Origin of the sequence: Aeromicrobium sp. (assembly GCF_032084975.1) — a bacterium.
Taxonomy (GTDB): Bacteria; Actinomycetota; Actinomycetes; order Propionibacteriales; family Nocardioidaceae; genus Aeromicrobium.
Genome location: NZ_DAMDLR010000012.1, coordinates 24,912 through 40,180, shown reverse-complemented (window position 1 = coordinate 40,180; position 15,269 = coordinate 24,912). Strand labels below are relative to the sequence as shown.

Annotated in this window: 11 protein-coding genes and 1 tRNA gene; 4 read left to right on the top strand and 8 right to left on the bottom strand. The window is 70.2% G+C overall.

Annotated features, from left to right (window positions below; translation table 11 throughout):
* Positions 1-30: 30 nt before the first annotated feature.
* A complete protein-coding gene (locus RT323_RS04865) occupies positions 31-4,356 on the bottom strand; it encodes a LamG-like jellyroll fold domain-containing protein (protein ID WP_313405489.1) in 4,326 nt (1,441 codons plus the stop codon).
* Between the two features lie 279 nt (positions 4,357-4,635).
* A tRNA-Ser gene (locus RT323_RS04860) sits at positions 4,636-4,725 on the bottom strand.
* A 76-nt stretch (positions 4,726-4,801) separates the two neighbouring features.
* Between RT323_RS04860 and RT323_RS04855 the strand changes: the two genes are divergently transcribed.
* Positions 4,802-5,857, top strand: a complete 1,056-nt coding sequence (locus RT323_RS04855; RefSeq protein ID WP_313405487.1) for a YdcF family protein — start codon at positions 4,802-4,804, stop codon at positions 5,855-5,857.
* Positions 5,858-5,976: 119 nt separating this feature from the next.
* On the opposite strand, the gene RT323_RS04850 is transcribed toward RT323_RS04855, so the two are convergent.
* The 4 genes from RT323_RS04850 to RT323_RS04835 form a co-directional block, all read right to left on the bottom strand.
* Positions 5,977-6,579, bottom strand: a complete 603-nt coding sequence (locus RT323_RS04850; RefSeq protein WP_313405485.1) for a CE1759 family FMN reductase — start codon at positions 6,577-6,579, stop codon at positions 5,977-5,979.
* Entirely contained in the window at positions 6,576-7,673 is a 1,098-nt protein-coding gene (locus RT323_RS04845) for an LLM class flavin-dependent oxidoreductase (protein ID WP_313405533.1), read from the bottom strand. Before RT323_RS04845 ends, RT323_RS04850 begins: the two co-directional genes overlap by 4 nt.
* A 322-nt stretch (positions 7,674-7,995) precedes the next feature.
* Positions 7,996-8,418, bottom strand: coding sequence for a tRNA adenosine(34) deaminase TadA (tadA, locus tag RT323_RS04840; protein WP_313405532.1), 423 nt, complete (start codon positions 8,416-8,418; stop codon positions 7,996-7,998).
* Between the two features lie 14 nt (positions 8,419-8,432).
* Entirely contained in the window at positions 8,433-8,894 is a 462-nt protein-coding gene (locus RT323_RS04835; RefSeq protein ID WP_313405483.1) for a tRNA adenosine deaminase-associated protein, read from the bottom strand.
* A gap of 46 nt (positions 8,895-8,940) precedes the next feature.
* Here RT323_RS04835 and upp point away from each other — a divergent pair, with 46 nt between their 5' ends.
* From upp to RT323_RS04820, 3 genes are all read left to right on the top strand, one after another.
* On the top strand, positions 8,941-9,582 hold the full coding sequence (gene upp, locus RT323_RS04830; RefSeq protein WP_313405481.1) for a uracil phosphoribosyltransferase: 642 nt from the start codon (positions 8,941-8,943) through the stop codon (positions 9,580-9,582).
* The gene (locus RT323_RS04825) at positions 9,582-10,583 is read left to right on the top strand and encodes an adenosine deaminase (protein WP_313405479.1); all 1,002 of its coding nucleotides are present in this window, start codon (positions 9,582-9,584) and stop codon (positions 10,581-10,583) included. The genes upp and RT323_RS04825 overlap by 1 nt, the downstream gene beginning before the upstream one ends.
* 148 nt (positions 10,584-10,731) lie before the next feature.
* Positions 10,732-12,183: an MFS transporter gene (locus RT323_RS04820; protein ID WP_313405478.1), complete on the top strand. Its 1,452-nt coding sequence runs from the start codon at positions 10,732-10,734 to the stop codon at positions 12,181-12,183.
* 91 nt (positions 12,184-12,274) lie between these two features.
* Here RT323_RS04820 and pntB read toward each other — a convergent pair whose 3' ends face one another.
* Both pntB and RT323_RS04810 read right to left on the bottom strand, forming a co-directional pair.
* Positions 12,275-13,684, bottom strand: a complete 1,410-nt coding sequence (gene pntB, locus RT323_RS04815) for a Re/Si-specific NAD(P)(+) transhydrogenase subunit beta (protein ID WP_313405476.1) — start codon at positions 13,682-13,684, stop codon at positions 12,275-12,277.
* Positions 13,685-13,693: 9 nt separating this feature from the next.
* Positions 13,694-15,232, bottom strand: a complete 1,539-nt coding sequence (locus RT323_RS04810) for a Re/Si-specific NAD(P)(+) transhydrogenase subunit alpha (protein ID WP_313405530.1) — start codon at positions 15,230-15,232, stop codon at positions 13,694-13,696.
* Positions 15,233-15,269: the final 37 nt, after the last annotated feature.

The following is a 15,269-nucleotide window of genomic DNA, read 5'->3' as shown; positions in this document are numbered from 1 at the left end:
ATTCCCCGGGGCCCGATCGCTTCTGCAGGGTCAGCGCTTGACGCGCAGCGTGACCCTCGCGCTGTCACCGCGGACCTGGTCGTTGCCGAGGTAGCGGATCACGAGGCGGTGCTTGCCCACCGCGAGCCGCGGCAGGCGCACCTTGACCTTGCCGTTGCGGACGATCCCGTCGGCCACGACGCGGCCCCGGAGCTTGACCAGGACGCGGCCGTTCGCGGTGGCCGGTGCCGCGACGCGGATCGCGACCTTCGCGCGCTGCTTCGCCTTGATCCGCTTCTTCGCCACCTTCGCGCGGACGGTCGACGCGGCCTTCGCGACCCGCGAGGCCGTGGAGGTCGCCGAGACGGGCTGGTTGCCCGCGGTCGACGCGGTGACCCGGACGCTGATCGCGCGCCCGATGTCGGCCGTCGTGAGCCGGTAGCCGCCACCGGTCGCCCCGCGGATCGGCTGGCCGTCCCGCAGCCACTGGGCCTCGAACGTCGCGGTGTCGTCGTTGCGCCAGGTGCCGCGGTCCACGCTCAGCACCGAGCCGACCGACATCGGGCCGGTCACCTTCGGCCGGGCCGTGTTGACCGGGGCCTTGACGCCCTCGACCTCGACGATCCGGGTGGCCATCGTCTGGTTGCCGTTCGCGTCCGCGACCGAGTAGGTCAGGGCGTACGTCCCGGGCTGCGTGGTGTCGACCTCGCCGACGACCTGGACGTTCTCGGTGACGTCACCGTCCACGGCGTCCGTGGCCTTCACGCCCGTCATCGGGTCGAAGACGGAGCCGAGCTCGACGCTCCCGTTCTCGGGGACGGTCAGCTCGGGCGCGGCGGTGTCCGTCCCGGCCGATCCGGCGGTGAACAGCGAGATCTGGCTGACCTCGCCGGGCAGCTCGTCACCCGAGGCGGCGTCGACGCTCGTGGCGTGCCACGCGTACGTCCGGCCGGCCTCCAATCCGTCCCACGTCACCGTCGCGGGCCAGCCGGACCGCACCGTCTCCTCGCCGATCACGCGGTCCGTCGGGTCGACGACCACGAGGCCGTCGGAGCTGAAGCTCGTCGTGCGCGTCGTGAGGTTGATCGGCAGCCGCGTGTCGTCCTCCGTGCCGTTGTAGCGGAAGCGGTCGTCGTACTCGGTGGCGCCGAAGTTGTCGAGCAGGGCCGAGTAGGTGTCGACGGCGACCTCGCCGGCGTCCAGGTCGAACTGCAGCAGGCGGAAGAACGACGAGCCGAACTGCAGGGGGGTGTTGGTCGGGTAGCCGACCCCCGTGAGCCCCAGCTCGTCCGAGTCCACCTTGTAGAACTGGTAGTCCGCGAGCAGCTCGACGACGTGGTGACCCTTGCGTGCCACGTCGCGACGCAGCTCGATGCTGACGCCGTGCTCGTGACCCGACAGGACGAGCGCGACGTTCGGGTTCTTGCGGATCACGCCGTCCAGGACGTTCCGGCCGTCGTACGAGAAGCCGCTGCCCCGGCCGTCGGGGTTCACGCTGGGCGTCAGGTACGCGTGGGTCAGCACGATCGCGTTGCGGTCGGCGAACTGCTTGAGCACGCCGTCCGCCCAGGCGGCCTCCTCGGCGTCCACGCCGAAGCCGAGCGAGACGACCACGAAGTCCATGTCGCCCTCGCTGAACAGCACGTAGTTGTTGCTGCTGTCGCCGGCCTTCCACGGCTCGTACGTGGCCTTTGCCTCCTGCCAGGCGCTGCTCTGCTCGAGCGCGGCGTAGCGGTCCGGGCCGAAGTAGTCGTTGTAGAGCGCCTCCGGGCCCGTGTCCGAGCCGTAGAGGTTGTCGTGGTTGCCCGGGAGGACCGTGTTGACCATGCCGGCGTCGTCGAGCACCTTCTGCGCCGCGGACGCGACCTCGTACTCGGCGCGCGCGTTCGGCTCGTCCGAGCCGACGTTGTGCCAGTTCTCGATGACGTCGCCGGTGTGAGCCGTGAACGCGATCTTGCGCTCGTCGGCGTTCTCGGCGATCCACTCGGTGGCCTTGCGGTAGGCGTCGCGCCAGACCTGGCGCTCCTCCGGTGTCTCCTGCTCGACGGCGCCCTCCGACAGGTACTGCGTGTCGGTGATGTGCGCGATCGAGAAGTCGTAGTCGCCCGGCTTCTCGAAGGCGTCACGGACCTCGTTCGGCAGGTCGTCCGCGAACGGGTCCTCACCCGTCACGAGCACCGGGACGGTGCCGTCGTGACGGTGCCGGGAGCGCAGCTGACCGGTGAGCTGGACCTGGCCCTCCGCGTTGCCGCGCGAGCGAGCGAGCTCCTCCCACTCCTCGCCGTTCCAGACCCGGAGCACGACCTCGCGCGCGGGATCGGCCCGGCCGCTCCAGACGACCTGCTGGTCGGACGTGGAGGTGACCGGGACGTCGAACTGCTGGAAGGGCAGCTCCGAGGACGACGGCGTGTCCAGGGTCGAGTCGTCACCGGGCGCGACGGCGTCGCGGATCGGCTGCTCGTCGGTGCCCGAGAACTCGCGGGACGTGGGGATCTCGGTGAGCGTCCCCTGTCGGCCGTTGTCGGCGACGACGACGTCGGCCTCGCGGAACGTCGTGCGGACGCGATCGCCCGACGGGTTCGTCGCGTTCGCCGAGAGCCGGACGGACCCGCCGCCTTGCTCCGTCTCGGTGCCGCCCGCCGAGGGCACGTTGCCCGTCGTGAAGGTCGTGGCGTGGCTGATCGTGCCGCCGAAGACGTCGTGACCCTCGACCTTGATCGTGTGCTCGCCGGCCTTCAGGCCCGGACCGATGTCGTCGCCGGGCGCGATCGCGTCGCCGTCCAGTGTGTACTTCACGTCGCGGCCGACACCGGCCTCGTCGGTGAACTCGACGCCGAAGCGAGTGCGCTTGGTGAGGCGCTCACCGGCCGCCGGGGTCGTGCTGCTGACCTTGACCGCGTAGTTCGCGGGACGGCCCGCGAAGGCGTCGCGACCGAGGGCCAGGACGCCGTCGGCGTCGACCGCCTCGCTGAACACCCGCACGCGGCTGATCGTCGAGGGCGAGAAGAACGACGGACGGTCGCGGCCCGAGGCATCGCCGCCGATGACGAGGTTGCGCGCGCCTGCCGAGGGAGAGCTGAGCGCGCCGGTGGCCGGGGTGCTCGCGGCCAGCACGCCGTTGACGTACAGGCGGACCATCTCGCCGTCGTACGTGCCGACGGCGTGGTACCAGCGGCCGCTCTCGATCTGGACGCCCGTGTTGCGGTAGGAGCCGCCGATGTGGGGGTTGAACGAGAGCTTGTCGCCGTACATGACGACCGCGAATCCGCCGGCCTCCTTGGCGCCGCACAGGTTGCCGCGCGTCTCGACGCCGGTGGCCTGGAAGTCGTCGTCGTACTTGAAGACGCACTCGACGGTCATCTCGTTCGCGAGCTTCGGGAACTGGGTCTCGAAAGGGTAGAGGTAGGCCGAGCCGGACCCGTCGAACTGGGCGACCCTCGTGCCCATCGGGCCGTCGTCGCGCACCTGCGGGGAGCCGAAGGTGCGGGCCTCGAGGCCCTGGGCTCCGTCGACCGGGGAGCCGGAGGAGAAGTCCAGGTCGAGGACGTCGGCCTTCGGGGCGGCCGGGCCCTGGCGGTCCGCGTCCGCGAGCGCCGCGGCCTGCTCGGCCGTCAGCGGCTCGCTGTATATGCGGCTGGTGCGCATCGTGGCGTTGCCGAAGAAGTGCCCCTGGTTGGACGGGTTGACGTCGGCTCCGAGCATCATCGAGTCGGCGCCGGACGAGGGGTGCTTGAAGGTTCCCGCCGCCGCGACGTCGCGCACGAGCTCGCCGTCGAGGTAGAGCTTGAGCCGGCTGCCGTCCCAGGTCGCGACGGTGTGGTGCCACGCGCCGGTCGTGATGGGCACGCGGACGCTCTTGTAGCCGCCGCCGACGTGGATCATGAAGTTGACGTCCGTGCCGGACATGACGGTCGCGAATCCGCCGCCCTCCTTCGCGGAGCACAGCGCCGCCTCCCCGCTCGAGCTCACGCGCTCGCCGTCGAAGCGGAACGAGCACTCCAGCGACATGCCCTGGTTCAGCTTCGCGAACTGGGAGCGGAACGGGTAGCCGACCGCGTCGTCCGTGCCGTCGAAGCTCATCACCGATCGGCCGGTGGTCAGGTCGGCGGCCGCCTTGGGCTCGCCGTACACCGTCGGCTCGAGGCCCTGGGAGTGCTCGGCCGGGTCGCCGCCGCGGAAGTCGACGTCGAACACGTCGGCGGTCGGGACCTCGACCGCCTGACGGGCGACGGAGGTCGGGGAGGGCGCGATGCTGGAGATCGAGGACACCGCCGCCTCCGCGAGGCGGGGGGTCGCCAAGGCGGGCGCGGTGCTCAGGGTGCCGAAGCCGATTGCCGCGACGAGCGCGACGCTGGAGGTCGTACGAAGGGATCGCATGGGGGAGTGTGCTCCTACGGGAATGCCATCTGGGACGCACTGAGACTGGCGACGTGAGATTCCTCCCGGTGAACGGCAGGTGAGCACCGAGCGCAGGATGCGTGAGCACTCGGTGCGTTCGGGAATCGTTCGTCCGGCGTTCACCGGCCGCGCGGAGGTCGCGTGGCGGCGTGACTGCGAGCGTCGCACCGCGGCTGGCCGAGATCTGACGGCATGCTTCTCGCACGCGAAGGCGGAAGCCCCCGCCGAGTTCTCACTCGACGGGGGCTCCGATCCTGCTGGCGGTGGCGGTGGGATTTGAACCCACGGTGGGCGTGAACCCACACACGCTTTCGAGGCGTGCTCCTTAGGCCGCTCGGACACGCCACCGCCGAGGAGTTTACGTCAGTGACCCCCGTCCGGCCCAATCGGGGCACCGGAGCCGCTGCGGCCCTAGGGTCGGGACGTGATCTGGGCGCTCGTGGCGGTGTTGGCGGTGGCCGCGGCCGTGCTGGCGTGGAGGGATCCGCGGCGACTGTCGATCGGCCTGTGCCTGACGCTCGCGACCGGGCTCGCGCTGGCGGGGCTCGTGGGCCGGCTCGTGGCGGCCATCGCGGACCCGGACGACCCGATGAGGCTCGCGTGGGCGCTGCTCGGCGCGATCGGACTGGCGTTCGTCGCACTGCTGGCGCTCGGTGTGGCCAGTGTGGCCAACGGCATCGCGATGATCCGCCGCGAGGGACGTCGTCCCGCCCATCTGCTCTCACTGGTGTTCGGCGTGGGGGTGCTCTCCTACTGCGCGCTGATCCTGCTGCTGTGGTGGGTCGACGGACGCCACACCGACGTCGCGCGCGAGCTGTTCCTCTGGCTCGTCGCGCTCGGGGGCCCGCTGGCGTACCTGGCCTTCGTGTTCGTCGCGTTCGTCGGCTACGGACTGCTGTACGAGTGGGCCGCCGGGCGCTGGGCGCGGCCGGTCGACGCGGTGATCGTGCTGGGCGCCGGCCTGCGTGGCGACCAGCCGACGCCGTTGCTGGCCGCGCGCCTCGCCCGTGGTCGCGAGGCACTGGATCGCTCCCGCGCCCGGGGCAAGGACACGCACCTGATCTGCTCAGGGGGTCAAGGGCCCGACGAGATCGTGCCGGAGGCCGTCGCGATGGCGAACCACCTCGCCGCGGTGGGCGTCGATCGCGACCTGCTGTGGCTCGAGGACGAGTCGACCTCGACGGAGGAGAATCTCGAGCTCAGCGCGCGCGTGGCCGCCGCGAACGGGATCGAGGGCGGTCGCTTCGCCGTCGTCACGAACGACTACCACGTGCTGCGCGCGGCGTTGCTGCTGCGCCGGATCGGCCTCGACGGTCACGGCCTCGGCGCGCGGACCGCGCACTACTTCTGGCCCAGCGCGATCCTGCGCGAGTTCGCGGCGATCCTGTGGGAGCACCGCAGGCTGAACATGGCCCTGCTGGCCGTGGCCTGCGTCCCGCTGGTCCTGCTGTTCGTGCGCGCGGTGGCCTCCCTGGCCTAAGGCGCCGCCCCGCCCGGCTGCCCCTCCTCCCACTTGTGGAACGCTTTTCGCGCGTATCGGCGGTCCGAAGGCGAATCGCGTTCCACAAGTGGGCGGGGGCGTAGCAGGGACCCCCAGGTTCAGTCGGGCTGGCTGATCGACAGCATCGTCGAGCTGAACAGGTCGATCTCGTCGTCCATGGAGCGGCCCGAGCCCGACCCACCGAGCAGGCTGGCCAGCTCGGCGGCGGCACGCTCGACGCGGCTCTGGAGCGCGCCCTCGCCGGACGTGCCCCAGTCGTGCGGGCTGGCGAACACCCCGGTCGGCACGATGACCGACTGCAGGTAGGCGAACAGCGGCCGCAGCGCGAAGTCGATCACCAGGGAGTGGCGCGCCGTGCCGCCGGTGGCGGCGAGCAGCACGATCTTGCCGATCAGCGCGTCGTTGTCGAGCGCGTCGACGAACGACTTGAACAGGCCCGGGTAGGAGGCCTTGAACGTCGGCACGACGACGATGAGCGCGTCGGCCTCGCCGACGAGGTCGTACACGTGCTGCAGGCGCGGGGCGGCGAAGCCCGTCAGTGCCGCGTCCGTGATCTCGTGCGCGAACTCGCGCAGGTTGACGACCTCGGTGCTGGTCGTGGAACCGACGGCGGAGCCGGCCGCCGCGGCGAGCCGGTCGGCCAGCATCCGCGTGGTCGACGGATCACCGAGGCCGGCGGAGATGGCGACGATGCGTGTCATGCCGAGACCTCGTCCTTCAGTGCGGCGTCGCGGGCGGCGACACGAGTGGCGTGGGTGGGGGCGTCCGGCACGTTCGCCGGGCGGCGCGCGTCGAACTCGGCGCGCATGGTGGGCAGGATCTCGCCGAGCAGGTCGAGCTGCTCGAGGACCGTCTTGAGCGGCAGGCCCGCGTGATCGACGAGGAACAGCTGGCGCTGGTAGTCGCCGAAGTACTCGGCGAAGTCGAGCGTGCGCTCCAGCACCTGCTGCGGGCTGCCGACCGTCAGCGGCGTCTGGGAGGTGAAGTCCTCCATGCTCGGGCCGTGGCCGTAGACGGGCGCGTTGTCGAAGTACGGCCGGAACTCGTTCACCGCGTCCTGGCTGTTCTTGCGCATGAAGAACTGGCCACCCAGCCCGACGATCGCCTGCTCCGCCGTGCCGTGGCCGTAGTGGGCGTAGCGCTGGCGGTAGAAGTTGATCAGCCGGATGTAGTGCTCCTTCGGCCAGAAGATGTTGTTGGCGAAGTAGCCGTCACCGTAGAAGGCGGCCAGCTCAGCGACCTCGGGCGTGCGGATCGAGCCGTGCCACACGAACGGCGCGACGCCGTCCAGGGGAGCGGGCGTCGAGGTGTAGCCCTGCAGCGGCGTGCGGAACTTGCCCTCCCAGTTGACGACCGGCTCGCTCCAGAGCTTCTGAAGCAGCTGGTAGTTCTCGATCGTCAGCTCGACGGCCTTGCTGATGTCCTTGCCGAACCACGGGTACACCGGCGGGGTGTTGCCGCGGCCGAGCATGAGGTCCATGCGGCCGTCGACGAGGTGCTGCAGCGTGGCGTAGTCCTCGGCGATCTTGACCGGATCGTTCGTGGTGATGAGCGTCGTCGAGGTCGACAGGATGATCTTCTCGGTCTGCGCGCCGATGTAGGCGAGGGTCGTCGTGGGGCTCGACGGGACGAACGGCGGGTTGTGGTGCTCGCCGGTCGCGAACACGTCCAGGCCCACCTCCTCGGCCTTCTTCGCGATGGCGACCGTGTTCTTGATGCGCTCGTGCTCGGTCGGGGTCGTGCCGTTCGTGGGGTCGGTGGTCACGTCGCCGACGGTGAAGATGCCGATCTGCATGCTGCTCATGGTTCCAGTCTCCCAGAAGTTAGTTAAAGATTCAACTAGTGGAACATGAGGCTACGCGAGTTCATTCCCGCTGGTTGTCGGGTTCCCCGGTTAAGTAGGTTCTCTGTCACTTCACGAGGGTTGCTTCCCTCGAGAAGTGACAGGGAACCTCGCGAAGTGAGCCGGCGAGTCGAACGAGGAGGCCTCAGCGGCCGCTCAGTCAGCACGTGCTCTCGACCAGGACTTCGGCGGCGACTGGACGAGGTTTCCCGTCACTTCTCGAGGATCGCAACCCTCGTGAAGTGACGGGAAACCTACTTAACCGGGGAAACCGTCAACGCCCGAAGAACGCCCGCAGCATCAGCGAGGACTCGGCCGGCAGCACGTCGGCGAGCACCTCGGGCCGGTGGTTGAGGCGACGGTCGCGGACGACGTCCCACAGGGAGCCGACCGCGCCGGCCTTCTCGTCCCAGGCCCCGAAGACGAGCCGGTCGACGCGCGAGGACACGAGGGCTCCGGCGCACATGGTGCACGGCTCCAGTGTCACCACGAGCGTGCACCCGTCGAGCCGCCAGCGGCCCAGGGCGCGTGCGGCTTCGCGCAGCGCCACGATCTCGGCGTGGCCGGTGGGATCCGCATCGCGCTCGCGGGTGTTGCGTCCTTCGCCGACGATCGCGCCCTCGTGCACCACCACGGCGCCCACGGGCACGTCGCCATCGGCAGCCGCGTCGCGGGCCAGCTCGAGCGCCCGCCGCATGAACGGGTCCCAGGTCACCCGATGATCGCCTCGAACTGGTCGCCGAAGCCGAGCTTGTCGGCCACGTCGGCGAGCGCCTCGTCGGGGAACAGGTCGTCGTCCTCGCACAGCAGGGCGAGCTCGACGGACGCGACGCCCAGGTCGCTGATGATCTCGAGGTCCCCGACGGGGGAGGAGTCGTCGGTCGGGTCGGGCGCATCGACGAGGTCGGCCAGGTCGGCGGCGATCGACCAGTCCCACGCGGCCGTCGAGTCCGACAGCAGGGCGCGCACGTGGTCGCCGCTGCGTCGCACGATCACGAAGAAGTCGTCGTTGATCGAGGCCAGTCCCAGCACGCCGACGTCGGACGGGAAACGGGTCAGGGCGCCCGTCAGGCCCTCGAAGTCCTCGCCGAGTCGCGGCGGCAGTTCGACCACCGTCCACGCACCCTCGTCGCGGTATGCCGCGATCACGAAGTCAACGTCGTCCTCGGCCACCCTGTGATGGTGACAGACGCCCACGTACGGCCGCTACCCTCGACCCATGCGTGTTCACGTCGCCGATCATCCCCTCATCTCCCACAAGCTCTCGGTCCTGCGTGACGCCAGCACCGACTCGCCGACCTTCCGCCGACTGACCGAGGAGCTCGTCACGCTTCTCGCGTACGAGGCGACGCGCGAGGTCAGCGTCGAGCCGGTCGAGGTGACCACGCCCCTGACGACCGCCGAGGGCGTCCGGCTCACCAGCCCCGGCCCGCTGGTCGTGCCGATCCTGCGCGCTGGGCTGGGCATGCTCGAGGGGATGCAGCGGCTGCTGCCGACCGCCGAGGTCGGCTTCCTGGGCATGATCCGCAACGAGGAGACGTTCCAGGCCGAGACCTACGCCGAGCGTCTCCCGGACCGGCTCGACGGCCGCCAGTGCTACGTCCTCGACCCGATGCTGGCCACCGGCGGGACTCTCGCCATGGCCATCGACTTCCTGGTCCAGCGCGGCGCGAAGGAGATCACGGCGATCACGCTGCTGTCGGCACCCGAGGGGATCGAACGGCTCGAGCGCGACATGGCGCACATCGACGCGCCGATCAACCTGTTCAGCGCCGGACTCGACGAGCGCCTCGACGAGAACGGCTACATCGTGCCGGGCCTGGGCGACGCGGGCGACCGGCTGTACGGCGTCGTCGACTGATGCGCGAGTTCGTCGCGGCGCTCCCGAAGGCCGAGCTGCACGTCCACCACGTGGGCTCGGCCTCGCCCGAGGCCGTGGCGCGACTCGCGGCGCGCCACCCCGACTCGCCGGTCCCGACGGACCCGCAGGCGCTGGCGGACTACTTCACCTTCACCGACTTCGCGCACTTCATCGAGGTCTACCTCTCGGTGGTCGACCTGCTGCGCACGCCCGAGGACATCTGGACCCTGACGCACGAGGTCGGCCGTGACCTCGCCGCCCAGAACGTGCGGTACGCCGAGCTGACGATGACGCCGTACACCTCGATCGCCCGCGGGATCCCCGCCGAGGCCTACGTCGAGGCGATCGAGGACGCGCGTCGAGCCGCCGAGCGCGACTTCGGGCTCGTGCTGCAGTGGATCTTCGACATCCCGGGTGAGTCGGGACTGCCGTCGGCGGACGTCACGCTCGACACCGCGCTGCGGCTGCAGCCGGACGCCCTCGTCGGCTTCGGGCTCGGTGGTCCCGAGATCGGCGTGCCGCGGCCTCAGTTCGCCGACCACTTCGCCCAGGCCCGCGCTGCCGGACTCCACAGCGTCCCGCACGCGGGGGAGTCGACCGGACCCGAGACGATCTGGGACAGCCTCGACCATCTCGGCGCCGAGCGGATCGGGCACGGCATCGCCGCCGCTCAGGATCCCGCGCTGATGGAGCGCCTCGTCGCGGACGGGGTCGCGCTCGAGATCTGTCCGACGTCGAACGTGCGGACCCGGTCGGTCCCGTCGCTCGAGGAGCACCCGCTGCCGACCCTGGTCGAGGCGGGCGTGACGGTGACGATCAACTCCGACGACCCGCCGATGTTCGGCACGACGCTCAACCGCGAGTACGAGATCGCGGCCGAGCTGCTCGGTCTCGACGAGGCCGGGGTGACGGCACTGGCGACGGCGGCGGTCGACGCCAGCTTCGCGCCCGACGACCTCAAGGCGCGCCTCCGTTCCGAGATCGAGGCCGCGGGTTCCTGACCGCGGCACGTAGCGGTTCGCGAATCCACTGGTAGGCGCCCTGAAGCGGGGTGCACCGGGCCACTCGTCTCGCCCACCTGCGGTGGGAACCAGCACGGTCTGCGGCGCTCGACAGGACAGGTGGCGCAGGCACCGGCACAGTGTTCTGGTGGGTGATGAGACGACCGGCGGTGCGCCCGATCCGATTGCCGTGGACGAGCTCGATCCCCGACGTTGGCGGATCCTCGCGGTCACGCTCGTCGTCGGGTTCATGACGCTGCTGGACGTCACGGTCGTGAACGTCGCGGTCCCGTCGATCCGCGAGGGGCTGGGCACCTCGGCCGGGACGGTGCAGTGGGTGGTGTCGGGCTACGCGCTCGCGTTCGGCCTCGTCCTCGTGGCCGGCGGGCACCTGGGCGACGCGTACGGTCGGCGCCGGCTCATGACCGTCGGCCTGATCGTCTTCGTGCTGGCCAGCGCGGCAGTCGGTTTCGCGCCCACCGCGGGACTGGTCGTCGCGGCCAGACTGGCCCAGGGCGCGGCGGCGGGTCTGCTCACGCCGCAGGGTGCGGGGCTGATCCAGGAGCTGTTCTCCGGTGAGGAGCGCGGGCGCGCCTTCGGCTACTTCGGGCTGACCGTCTCGGTCGCGTCTGGGATCGGTCCGGTGCTCGGTGGCGGGATCATCGCGCTGGCCGGAGACGACCTGGGGTGGCGGCTGATCTTCCTGGTCAACGTCCCCGTGGGCCTGGTCGCGCTGCTCGCGGTGCGCCGGCTGGTGCCCGTCGCTCGTGACGACGTCGAGCGCGAGCACGTCGACATCGTCGGTGCCGTGATCCTGGGACTCACCGTGCTGTGCCTGCTCTACCCGCTCATCGCGGCCGAGTCCGGGGAGCGCCTGCCGCTGCTGCTCGTGCTGGCGGTGCCTCCCCTGGCGTGGTGGTTCGTGCGCTGGGAGCGCGCGGTCCGGTCGCGCGACCGAGCGCCGCTGCTCGACGTCGGCATGCTGGGCGAGCTCCCGAGCTACGGCAGCGGCGTGCTGATCGGCACGTTGTACTTCGCGGGGTTCACGGGCGTCTTCCTGACGGCGTCGGTCTGGTTGCAGGAGGTGAGGGACCTGAGCCCCCTGCACACCGGCATCCTGCTCACGCCGTTCGCCATCGGTGCCGCGCTCACGTCGACTCCAGCGGGTCGCCTGGTGACCCGGGTCGGCCACCGGGTCGTGATCTGTGCCCTCGTGGTCCTCATGGCCGGGTTCGCCGCGATCGCGCTGGTGGTGCCGGAGCAGAGCAACACCGCGCTCTGGTGGACCTTGGCCCCGCTGCTGTTGCTCGCAGGGTTGGGCGGTGGAGGCGTCGTGTCACCGAACCAGACGCTCACGCTGCAGGACGTGCCGCCGAGTGTGGGCGGTGCGGCCGGGGGAGCATTGCAGACGGGTCAGCGCATCGGGTCGGCGTTGGGGACCGCCGCCCTGATGACGGTCTACGGCCTCACCGCGTCTGCCACGGACGGTGACGCCGCACTGCGGGTCGCGCTGCTCACCTCGGTCGCCGTGCTGAGCCTCGCGTTGACCGTCGTGGTGCGCGCGCACCTACGAGCCCGGAACGAGCGCAGCGACGGCTGACATGTGAAGCGCTCCCCACCCGGAGCCGGCCCCTGAGGGCTGAAACAGGTGGGGAGCGCTGCACATCTGGCCCGCCGAAGCGGGACGGCGGTCAGTCGAGCGACTTGATGATGTCCTCGACGCGGTCCTTCGCGTCGCCGAAGAGCATCTGCGAGTTCTCGCGGAAGAACAGCGGGTTCTGGACGCCGGCGTAGCCCGCGGCCATCGAGCGCTTGAACACGATGACGTTCTTGGCCTCCCACACGTGCAGGACCGGCATGCCCGCGATGGGGCTGTTCGGGTCCTCGGCGGCCGACGGGTTGACCGTGTCGTTGGCGCCGATGACCAGGACGACGTCGGTCTCGGGGAAGTCGTCGTTGACCTCGTCCATCTCCAGGACGACGTCGTACGGGACCTTGGCCTCGGCCAGCAGCACGTTCATGTGACCGGGCAGGCGGCCGGCGACCGGGTGGATGCCGAACCGGACGTCGACGCCCTTCGCACGCAGGCGCGCGGTCAGGTCGGCGACGGGGTACTGCGCCTGCGCGACCGCCATGCCGTAGCCCGGCGTGATCAGGACGCTCTTGGCGCTCGACAGCAGGTCGGCCGCACCCTCGGCGGTGATCTCGCGGTGCTCGCCGTAGTCGGTGTCGTCGCTGGGGCCGGCCTCGATGCCGAAGCCGCCGGCGATGACGGAGATGAACGAGCGGTTCATCGCCTTGCACATGATGTACGACAGGTAGGCACCCGACGAGCCGACGAGGGCGCCGGTGATGATCAGCAGGTCGTTGCCGAGCAGGAAGCCCGACGCGGCCGCGGCCCAGCCGGAGTAGCTGTTGAGCATCGAGACGACGACCGGCATGTCGCCGCCACCGATCGACGCCACCAGGTGCCAGCCGAGGGCCAGCGCGACGAGGGTCACCAGGATCAGCAGCCACAGGGCGGGGCTGATGACGAACCAAGCCGTCAGGATGACGAACGCGGCGAGTGCGCCGAGGTTGATCCAGTTCTTGCCCGGCAGGACGAGCGGGGCGCTCTTCATCTTGGCGCTCAGCTTGAGGTACGCCACGATCGAGCCGGTCAGGGTGACGGCGCCGATGAAGACGCCGATGAAGACCTCGGCGTTGTGGATGTCCAGCAAGGTTCCCGCGTCACCGGGCAGGTTGTCCGGGTAGTCGCGGTACTGCAGGTACCCGTTCCAGCCGACCAGCACGGCGGCCAGGCCGACGAACGAGTGCAGCAGGGCGATGAGCTCGGGCATGCCGGTCATCTCGACGAGCTTGGCGCGCCACAGGCCGATCGCGGCACCGATCGCCATGGCGACGACCAGCAGGACGAGTCCGGTGTTGTCATCGGCCTCGAACACCAGGATGAACGTCGCGACGAGCGCGATCGCCATGCCCGAGATGCCGAAGGTGACGCCGTGGCGTGCGGTCTCGTGCTTGCTCAGTCCGGCGAGGCTGAGGATGAACAGCAGGGCCGCGACGAGGTACGCGGCATTGGCCAGGGAAAGGGCGGTCATGTCAGCCTCTCACTTCGAAAACATGCTGAGCATGCGTCGGGTCACGGCGAAACCGCCGAAGACGTTGATGCTGGCGACGAGCACGGCCACGAAGGCCAATGCTCGGACCACCGTGTCGGAGTCGGTGATCTGGAGCATGGCGCCGACGACGATGATGCCGCTGATCGCGTTGGTGACGCTCATCAGCGGGGTGTGCAGCGCGTGGTGGACGTGGCCGATCACGTAGTAGCCGATCACGATCGACAGCGCGAGCACGGTGAAGTGCTGCGGCAGCTCTCCGGGCGCGGTGGCCAGGACCCACAGGAACGCCAGCACGCCGACGGCCAGCGCACCGATCTTGACCGCGGGGCTCACGGGCTTCTTCGGCTCGGGGGCCGGGGCGGGCTCCTTCGCGGCGGCGGGCGCGGGGGCGGCCGAGACCTGGACCGGCGGCGGCGGCCACGTCTTCTCGCCGTCACGCACGACGGTGACGCCGCGCTGGACGACGTCGTCGAAGTCCAGGACCATCTGGCCGTCCTTGCCCGGCGTCAGCAGCTTCATCAGGTTCACCAGGTTGGTGCCGTAGAGCTGAGAGGCCTGGGTGGGCAGGCGGCCGGCGAGGTCGGTGTAGCCCAGGATCGTCACGCCGTTGTCGGTGACGACCTTCTGGCCGGCGACCGAGCCCTCGACGTTGCCGCCCTGCGCGGCGGCCATGTCGACGATGACGCTGCCGGGCTTCATCGACGCGACGTCGGCCGCCGTGAGCAGGCGCGGAGCGGCCCGGCCCGGGATGAGAGCGGTGGTGATGACGATGTCGACGTCGGCCGCCTGCTCGGAGTACATCTCGGCGGCGCGCTGGTCGTACGCCTCGCTGGTGGCCTTGGCGTAGCCGTCGGAGGAGACCTCCTTGTCCTCATCGGGCACGACGACCTCGAGGTACTCGCCGCCGATGGACTTGACCTGGTCGGCGACCTCGGGTCGCGGGTCCGTGGCGCGGACGATCGCGCCGAGGCTGGAGGCGGCACCGATCGCGGCAAGGCCGGCGACACCGGCGCCCGCGACGAGCACCTTGGCCGGCGGCACCTTGCCGGCGGCGGTGACCTGACCGGTGAAGAAGCGGCCGAACTCGTGGGCGGCCTCGACCACGGCGCGGTAGCCCGCGATGTTGGCCATCGAGGACAGCACGTCCATGGACTGGGCCCGCGAGATGCGCGGCACGGCGTCCATCGCCATCACGGTGATCGGGCGCGTCGCCAGCTTCTCGACCAGGTCCGGGTTCAGGCCCGGGCTGATCATGCTCACGAGCGTCGCACCGTCGAGCATGAGGGCGATCTCGATCTCGTTGGGCGCGTTCACCTTGAGGATCACGTCGCTGGCCCACGTGTCCGGCTTGTCGCCGATCGTGGCGCCTGCGTCGACGTAGGCGGCGTCGCTGAAGCTCGAGGCCTCACCGGCACCGTGCTCGACGGTGACGAGGTATCCGAGGGTGATCAGCTGCTTCACCGTCGCCGGCGTCGCTGCGACACGGGTCTCGCCCGGCGCGGATTCCTTGACGACGCCGATTCGCATGGAACCGAATTCGGTCTGAGGGGTGCTCATCCCGCCG

What these genes read in the sequence shown, in the direction of transcription:
- RT323_RS04865 (WP_313405489.1), bottom strand. Translation starts at nt 4,356, where the DNA reads ATGCGATCCCTTCGTACGACCTCCAGCGTCGCGCTCGTCGCGGCAATC.
- RT323_RS04850 (WP_313405485.1), bottom strand. Translation starts at nt 6,579, where the DNA reads ATGACACGCATCGTCGCCATCTCCGCCGGCCTCGGTGATCCGTCGACC.
- RT323_RS04845 (WP_313405533.1), bottom strand. Translation starts at nt 7,673, where the DNA reads ATGCAGATCGGCATCTTCACCGTCGGCGACGTGACCACCGACCCCACG.
- tadA (WP_313405532.1), bottom strand. Translation starts at nt 8,418, where the DNA reads ATGCGGCGGGCGCTCGAGCTGGCCCGCGACGCGGCTGCCGATGGCGAC.
- upp (WP_313405481.1), top strand. Translation starts at nt 8,941, where the DNA reads ATGCGTGTTCACGTCGCCGATCATCCCCTCATCTCCCACAAGCTCTCG.
- RT323_RS04825 (WP_313405479.1), top strand. Translation starts at nt 9,582, where the DNA reads ATGCGCGAGTTCGTCGCGGCGCTCCCGAAGGCCGAGCTGCACGTCCAC.
- pntB (WP_313405476.1), bottom strand. Translation starts at nt 13,684, where the DNA reads ATGACCGCCCTTTCCCTGGCCAATGCCGCGTACCTCGTCGCGGCCCTG.
- RT323_RS04810 (WP_313405530.1), bottom strand. Translation starts at nt 15,232, where the DNA reads ATGCGAATCGGCGTCGTCAAGGAATCCGCGCCGGGCGAGACCCGTGTC.